Here is a 7,586-nt window from a genome sequence, read left to right as displayed (position 1 = left end):
GAGCATCTCTTTTCTTAGGAAGAGATGCTTTTTTATTTCACTAACTATTGTTAAAATATATATAATTACTTTAGCTAGTCTTTAATTAACATTTAATTAATATGCTGATTATGCTATACTTAGTTAAAACATTTTCACTTTGGAGGCGAACTCATGCTTATTAAATCTTTAGTCATTAAGAAAGATTACTTAACAACAGTTAATGAAAAAGCCACATTAGCAGAAGCATTGGACATTCTAGAAGAATCTGGATATAGATGTGTGCCTATTGTAGATGACACTGGCACTATTTTCCGCGGTAACATTTATAAGATGCACATTTACCGTCACAAATCTCAAGGCGAAGATATGAACTTGCCTGTAACTTACTTGCTTAAAAACGCTACTAAGACAATTAAGGTAAATTCTCCATTCTTTAGAGTATTCTTCAACATCAAAGACTTGCCATATATTGCTGTTCTTGATGAAGACAACCATTTCTACGGTATCCTTACCCACTCAAGATTGTTAGACATGTTATCAGATGCGTGGTATGTAAAGAATGGTTCATACGTCTTAACAGTTTTATCTGATAATGCACGTGGTAATTTAATTAAGATGTCAAAAATCGTGTCAAAGCACACTAACATGTCTAGTGTAATGACACTTGACGCTGCAGCAGGAGAACTTGAAGGAGACTTCGTAAGAAGAACCCTATTCACCTTGCCTGCCGGTGTTTCTGAAATCACAATGAAAACTATTGTAGGCAAATTGCAAAAGAAAGGTTTCGTTGTTTCTGAGATTGAAGATTTGCAAGCTAGCATGACTATTATGAGCGATGAAAATCCTGGTGTATTCATCGAACATCCACACAAAGATTAAAAAATTGCATAGAAAAAGCTTCTAACTATATTAAAAGTTAGAAGCTTTTTTCTATTGCATTAATCCTAAGAATTGTAGTGGTGTTCGAGTTAAATACCCTGCAATATAACGACGCATATCAGCTGGTGATAATTCATCATTATATTTAATTAATTGCAACACGACATTAATAATATTAATATCAAAAATTCCTAAAACCATTTCAGGCGGAAGCGACTGCTCTTGTGCCAAAATAGCTTTATAGTTTGGATTCATCTTCTCCATCCGCACAGCAAATTCCTTGTTGGCATATTCAACCATTTTATTAAAAAAGCGGATGTCACCATTATCAGAAGTTAAAATTTCAAGTTTAGTTTTGTTTTTCAAAAAGAAAGAAATGGAATTTCTAGAAATATTTTCCGCTACTGTTATTAATTCATCTTGAGATAAAACGTGATCAATTCCGTTAACAGCGCTACGATCAGCAAGTAATGCTTTATTGAATTCAGCTAAAATAATATCTTTAACTTTAATTTCACTAAATGCTTGCTTTTTCATACATTGAAGCAAAGCTTTTTTTAAATTACTTTTTGTTGTTTGGGTTCTAATATCCAATATGTTCCACCTTGTTATTACTAGATAAAAAACATTTTACTATTTATATATAGTTTTTAAATTCTCAACACAACATGCAAATTTATCTTATTTTAACATGATCATATCACAATTAATACCCTATGTTATTTTTAATTAAAAAAGGCCAGAATCACGAAAAACGATCGTGATTTCGGCCTTTTTACCTATTATTTTTCATAATAAACTCGTGGTAACCGATCATTCAATAAGCATGCAACTTCATAGTGAATTGTATCAACATAATCTGCAGCAGCCTTAATATTGTTAGGATCAGATGGATTATTTGAAATAATTACTACCTTAGTGCCGACTAGCATTTTCTTAGGCATTTTAACCATAAATTGATCCATACAAATACGTCCTACGATTGGACAATACTCATCTCCAACTTTTACTTTAAAGCCTTGATACTTTCTAATCCAGCCATCAGCATATCCAACTGGTACCGTACCAATAATTGTATCTTCTTCAGCCATGAAAGTAGAGCCGTAGCCTACACCATCGCCTTTATGAATGGTCTTAACATGAGTTAATTCACTTTCAAATAATAAAGCAGGTTCAAGTTCAATCGCTGAAGTTAAATCAGGAGAAGAAGGATTAGAAGATGGATTTAAGCCATAAATTCCAATTCCAAAACGAACTAAATCGCTTTTTATGCCTGAATGAAAAATACTTGCGGCAGTATTATCAACATGAATCCACTTAGGCTTAACAGTTAATAAGCTCTTCATATGCTTAAATTTTTCACATTGATGCTTGAAGTAAGTTTCATCATCACTATCTGCAGAAGCAAAATGGGCAAACATACCTTCAATAAAGAAATTATCATTATTTTCCAAGAACTTATTAGCTGCAACAAATTCATCATCTTCATTAAAACCAATTCTGCCCATACCAGAATCAATTCCTAAATGAATCTTTAATTGCAGATTCTCTTTAGCTAAGTATTTTTCGGCATCTTTAAGCCACTCTAAGTTAGGTACTGTTAATGAAACATTATTTACAGCAGCAATTGGTGCATATTCAGGAGAAACAACTCCCAAAACCAAAATAGGCTTAACGATATCAGCACGACGCAATTCAAGTGCTTCATCTAAAATAGCAACACAAAAGCCTGCTGCTCCCTCTTCTTCAGCCACCTTGGCTACTTCTACTGCACCATGACCGTAACCATTAGCCTTAACTACAGCTAGCATCTTTTGATTTGGTTCAAGATGTTGCATCTCATTTTTAATATTTCTTCTAATTGCACCTAAATTTACCTTTACTACGGCTGGACGATAATAGCCTGGAACCATTTTTATTTCTCCTCTAATACAACAAAAGTAATAATTTCATGATTATCATGTGTGATACTTGGAAAAATATTTCCATCAAACTTAGTTGAAGTCATCACCGGATGGCCCAAATCATCCCATAAAGTTTCCACATCTTGAAAACCTACGTATTTACCTAAGCCTGTTCCCATAGCTTTAGAAAAAGATTCTTTTAATGAAAAACGACCTCCGAGATATTCAACTTTTCTTTTGCCTTTCATCTTTTGATATTGGGCAAATTCTTTTGGAGTCAAAACCTTCTCAGCGAAAGAGTCTCCTTTTGCCACGATCTTTTTAACACGTTCAACTTCAATTGAGTCAATCCCTACACCTTTAATCATCGTTTCTCACCTCACACAATAACATAATTATAATACAAAAAAGAAGTTGCAAAAATTACAACTCCCTTTTTAATCTAAAAAATTAATCTTTTTTATTCTTGATTGCGAATTCATGTCCGTTGCCACGTCCACGACGCCCACGATTACCATTATGACGGTAATCGTTATTACTATTGCGGCGACGATGATAATTTCCATGTCCGCTACCACGACCATGATTATTATGTCCACGGCGTCCACGTCCATGACGACCATCACCCTTATATGACAAAGGCTTTTCTGGCGTAATTTTAACCTTGATATCCGTTGAATCCTTAGCCAAATTCTTAAGGAAGGCAGCTACCAAATCAAGAGCTGAGTAATTATCAAGAAGCTCACTAGCATCTTGAGTATACTTACCCAAGTCGCCTTTCATTAAGTCTTCGATTTCAGCCTTAGCTTGCTTTAATTGACCACGAAGAGCTTGATCATCTGTTGGTAGACTAATTGGTGACATCTTTTTCTTAGTAAGTTGTTCAATAGTTCTCATGTAGCCAATTTCGTTTGGAGTTACGAAGGTTACTGAAACACCATTTTGTCCCGCACGACCAGTTCTACCAATACGGTGAACATAAGAATCTGGATCTTGAGGAATATCATAATTATATACGTGAGTCACTCCTGAAATATCCAAACCACGTGCTGCCACATCAGTAGCAACTAAAATATCCAACTTACCTTCACGGAATCGCTTCAAGACTGCCATACGCCGTGCTTGAGACAAGTCTCCGTGAATACCTGCAGCATTATAGCCACGTGCCTGCAATCCGCGTGTAAGCTCATCTACGCGGCGTTTAGTCCGCCCGAATACAAGTGCCAAGTCTGGGCCTTGAACATCAATCAAACGACACATAATGTCAAATTTTTCGGATTCTTTGGCACGAACAAAATATTGATCAATTAAGTCAGCTGTTAATTCCTTAGCCTTAATTTGAACAATAGCAGGATCCTTCATGAACTTTTCACCAATTCGTAAAATTGGCTTAGGCATAGTAGCACTGAAAAGCAAAGTTTGCTTACAGTTTTTAGCATACTTCAAAATGCTTTCGATATCTTTGATAAAGCCCATGTCGAGCATTTCATCTGCTTCGTCCAAAACTACTGTATTAACTTTATCTAAATCAATTGTGCCACGCTTTAAGTGATCTAATAATCGACCTGGCGTACCAACTAAAATTGATGGTGCATGCTGCTTTAATGAACGAATCTGGCGGCCAATATCTGCTCCACCGTAAACCACTTGTACATGGGCATGTTCATCACGACCCAAGCGGAATAATTCTTCCTGTGTTTGAATAGCAAGCTCACGCGTTGGTTCGATAATAATTGCTTGAATAATTGCTTGGATTGCCTTTTCTTTTTTATCAATAGATTGCAAAATTGGCAAACCAAATGCTGCTGTCTTACCAGTACCAGTTTGTGCTTGTCCAATTACATCTTTTCCTTGCAAAGCAAGTGGAATAGTTTGCTCTTGGATTGGGGTTGCCTCTTCAAAACCTGAGCGTTTAATCGCTTTAAGAAGCGCATCGTTTAATCCTAATTCTGAAAACTTCAAAAAAATTGTTCTCCTATCTTAGTCGGGCTAAGACATTTTCAAGGTGCATCCCGTGTGAACCCTTCAATACGATAATGTCGTCCGGCTTAATGTCATTTTTAAGATCATTAATCATATGATCCATTTGATCTTGAGTATAATAATGTAAATTCTCTGGCTCGTATTTATCCTGCAAAGCATCATACAAATTCTTCATTTCAGAGCCGTACAAGTACACTTCATTGATGATTTGTGGATCCAAAGTATCACTTAATCCGGCATGAAGTTCAGGTGATTTTTTACCTAATTCCAACATGTCGCCAAGTACAGCGATTCTGCGACCACCATCTTTAACTTCAACTTGACCAAAACTAGTAACAACCGCTCTAACAGCAGTTGGATTTGAGTTGTAAACATCACTCATAATAGCTTCGCCAGCGTCGCCTTTTTCCCATTCCATTCGGTTAGCAGTTGGCTTAAAGTTAGACAATGATGAAGCAATTTCCTCATCACTTTCACCAAAGTGATGTCCTACACTAATTGCTGCCATTGCATTAGAAACATTATGCTTACCAATCATTGGAATTGAGAACTTTTGCTCTGAATCATTAATTGTAAAAGTAGCATGATGCATGTAGCTCTTGAATCCAGTTGCATGAACTGTATCTTCATCTCTGAAGCCAAATGTAGCTTTAGCTTGATCAAGCTTCTTAGCACGTTCTTGCAACAATGGTTCATCACCGTTATAAATGAATTCACCATCTTCACGCAAAAAGTCCGTGATTTCCATCTTAGCATCAGCAATCTTGTCACGGCTACCAAAGAACTCAATATGAGCTTCACCAATCATAGTAATGACAGCTACATCTGGATGAGTCAATTCACTCAAATGATGTAATTGACCTGGTCTATCCATACCCATTTCAAGTACCAAAATTTCAGTATTTGGTTTCATTTCGAGAATGGTCATTGGTACACCAATTTCATTATTAAAGTTAGCTTGTGTCTTATGTACGTTAAAACGCTTAGATAAAACTGCAGCAATCATATCCTTAGTAGTAGTCTTACCATTAGAACCGGTAATGCCTACTACAGTTGGATTAACCTTGCGCAAATAATAACGCGCCAAATCTTGCATAGCAGTAAGAGGATTATCTACTTCAATTACTGTGATATTTTCAGGCTTATTTGGATGGCCTTTTTTCCACAAAGTAGCAGAAGCACCATTACTAATAGCACCCGCTACGAAATCATGTCCATCACGTTCACCTTCAAGCGGTACAAACAAACCACCAGTTGTTATCTTTCTGGAGTCAAAGGCAACAGAAGTAATAACAGTTTTGTCGTCGCCTTCACAAGTAGTATTTAAATCCTTGGCAATTTCAGCCATTTGCATTTTCATTGAATCTTTACTCCCATAAAAACATTTTTATACAGAAAACATTATACTGTCTTTCAAGCATTCTGCCAAATGATCTAATAGAGAAAAAAAGCAGTCCCAATGGGACTGCTTCCACCAGACAAAGTTTTACTTCTTCAAGCCGTACTTCTTGTTGAACTTTTCGATTCTACCATCTGCTTGAGCAAACTTTTGCTTGCCAGTGTAGAATGGGTGTGAATCTGATGAAACTTCAACACGTACTAATGGGTAAGTTTCGCCTTCGTAGTCAACAGTTTCTTCTGGCTTCAAAGTTGAACCAGCTAAGAACTTAGCACCAGTTGCTGAGTCCATGAAAACTACTTTTTGAAAATCTGGATGAATACCTTGTTTCATAATTTATTACTCCTTTGCCATGACCATATTACAGATCATAGATTAATCGATTAACATGGACTAGAATAACATCTTCAAGTAATTAATTCAAGACATTTTTCACAAATTGGAACTAATATAGCATGTAACCTCTTACAAGGAATGCTAAACTAATAGCAGAATTTATTTTGAGTGAGGTAATTAGATGAAAGATCTTCCTTTTAAAGCTGTTGCAATAGATGTCGATGGTACATTCGTAAACGATGAAAAGAAGTATGATCATGAGATGTTCGGCGAAATTTTATATCGTTTGCACAAACATGGAGCTCACTTCATCATTGCCAGTGGCAGACCTGCTGGACGATTAGAAGCAGACTTTGGTGATTTTATTGATTCAGTTGATTTCGTTGCTGATAATGGTGCAGTTTTGGTTCGTGATGGCAAAATTATTCATACAACAACTTTTTCTAAAAAATGTATTTTAAATTTAGTTGATTATTTGCAGCTGCGTTATCCCGGAGCAGTACAAAGCACATTAATCAGCGGCGTCAAACATTCATACTTCTTAAAAAGTACGCCGGCTCAATTTAAACGATCACATCATTATTTTTATCCTAATAGCATTGAAGTTGATAATTTTGATCAAATTCCTGAAGATGATCAATATACTAAAGTTACAGTCGATTATCCTAGCAAGGTTCGGCGAGAATTAGAGTATGGCTTCAATAGTCGAAGTGTAGAAAAAATTCATGTTACCACTAGTGGCTGGAACTATATGGATATTATTCCTCAAAATGTAAATAAAGCTAATGGTCTTAAAGAATTCTTAGCCTACCTAGACGTCCCTCGAACTCAATTAATTGCATTTGGCGATGGCAAAAATGATATTGAAATGCTTAAATTAGCTGGACTAAGTTATGCCATGGAAAATGGTCAAGACAGCGTTAAAAAGATTGCTAAATTTATTGCACCAAGTAATAACGATAACGGAGTTTTCAAAGTGTTAAATAAATATCTAAACGAAACACGAAAGTAAAAAATAAAGTTGCCGGCGGCAACTTTATTTTTTATCATCTTTTTCAATGTAAAGATCGATCTTGCGTAATCCTGTTTTAATGCCCCAGTAA

The 7,586-nt window shown here is 35.8% G+C and carries 8 protein-coding genes; 2 read left to right on the top strand and 6 right to left on the bottom strand.

Annotated features, from left to right (window positions below):
- The first annotated feature begins 153 nt into the window (after positions 1-153).
- Positions 154-861: a cyclic di-AMP binding protein CbpA gene (gene cbpA / locus HMPREF0518_RS02425; RefSeq protein WP_003625741.1), complete on the top strand. Its 708-nt coding sequence runs from the start codon at positions 154-156 to the stop codon at positions 859-861.
- A 51-nt stretch (positions 862-912) separates the two neighbouring features.
- On the opposite strand, the gene HMPREF0518_RS02420 is transcribed toward cbpA, so the two are convergent.
- The 6 genes from HMPREF0518_RS02420 to HMPREF0518_RS02395 form a co-directional block, all read right to left on the bottom strand.
- Positions 913-1,455, bottom strand: coding sequence for a hypothetical protein (locus HMPREF0518_RS02420; protein WP_023192806.1), 543 nt, complete (start codon positions 1,453-1,455; stop codon positions 913-915).
- Between the two features lie 188 nt (positions 1,456-1,643).
- On the bottom strand, positions 1,644-2,774 hold the full coding sequence (gene alr, locus HMPREF0518_RS02415) for an alanine racemase (RefSeq protein ID WP_003625738.1): 1,131 nt from the start codon (positions 2,772-2,774) through the stop codon (positions 1,644-1,646).
- 2 nt (positions 2,775-2,776) lie between these two features.
- Entirely contained in the window at positions 2,777-3,133 is a 357-nt protein-coding gene (gene acpS, locus HMPREF0518_RS02410; RefSeq protein WP_003625735.1) for a holo-ACP synthase, read from the bottom strand.
- A gap of 82 nt (positions 3,134-3,215) precedes the next feature.
- Entirely contained in the window at positions 3,216-4,727 is a 1,512-nt protein-coding gene (gene cshA, locus HMPREF0518_RS02405) for a degradosome RNA helicase CshA (protein WP_003625732.1), read from the bottom strand.
- 13 nt (positions 4,728-4,740) lie between these two features.
- On the bottom strand, positions 4,741-6,108 hold the full coding sequence (locus HMPREF0518_RS02400) for a UDP-N-acetylmuramoyl-tripeptide--D-alanyl-D-alanine ligase (protein ID WP_003625729.1): 1,368 nt from the start codon (positions 6,106-6,108) through the stop codon (positions 4,741-4,743).
- A 126-nt stretch (positions 6,109-6,234) separates the two neighbouring features.
- On the bottom strand, positions 6,235-6,480 hold the full coding sequence (locus HMPREF0518_RS02395) for a type B 50S ribosomal protein L31 (protein ID WP_003625728.1): 246 nt from the start codon (positions 6,478-6,480) through the stop codon (positions 6,235-6,237).
- A gap of 184 nt (positions 6,481-6,664) precedes the next feature.
- On the opposite strand from HMPREF0518_RS02395, the gene HMPREF0518_RS02390 reads away from it, so the two are divergent.
- Entirely contained in the window at positions 6,665-7,495 is an 831-nt protein-coding gene (locus HMPREF0518_RS02390; protein ID WP_003625726.1) for a Cof-type HAD-IIB family hydrolase, read from the top strand.
- The last annotated feature ends 91 nt before the right edge of the window (positions 7,496-7,586 follow it).

It is taken from the genome of Lactobacillus helveticus DSM 20075 = CGMCC 1.1877 (assembly GCF_000160855.1).
Classification (GTDB): Bacteria; Bacillota; Bacilli; order Lactobacillales; family Lactobacillaceae; genus Lactobacillus; species Lactobacillus helveticus.
This window is presented reverse-complemented; position numbering and strand designations above follow the sequence as displayed.

What these genes read in the sequence shown, in the direction of transcription:
- cbpA (WP_003625741.1), top strand. Translation starts at nt 154, where the DNA reads ATGCTTATTAAATCTTTAGTCATTAAGAAAGATTACTTAACAACAGTT.
- alr (WP_003625738.1), bottom strand. Translation starts at nt 2,774, where the DNA reads ATGGTTCCAGGCTATTATCGTCCAGCCGTAGTAAAGGTAAATTTAGGT.
- acpS (WP_003625735.1), bottom strand. Translation starts at nt 3,133, where the DNA reads ATGATTAAAGGTGTAGGGATTGACTCAATTGAAGTTGAACGTGTTAAA.
- HMPREF0518_RS02400 (WP_003625729.1), bottom strand. Translation starts at nt 6,108, where the DNA reads ATGAAAATGCAAATGGCTGAAATTGCCAAGGATTTAAATACTACTTGT.
- HMPREF0518_RS02395 (WP_003625728.1), bottom strand. Translation starts at nt 6,480, where the DNA reads ATGAAACAAGGTATTCATCCAGATTTTCAAAAAGTAGTTTTCATGGAC.
- HMPREF0518_RS02390 (WP_003625726.1), top strand. Translation starts at nt 6,665, where the DNA reads ATGAAAGATCTTCCTTTTAAAGCTGTTGCAATAGATGTCGATGGTACA.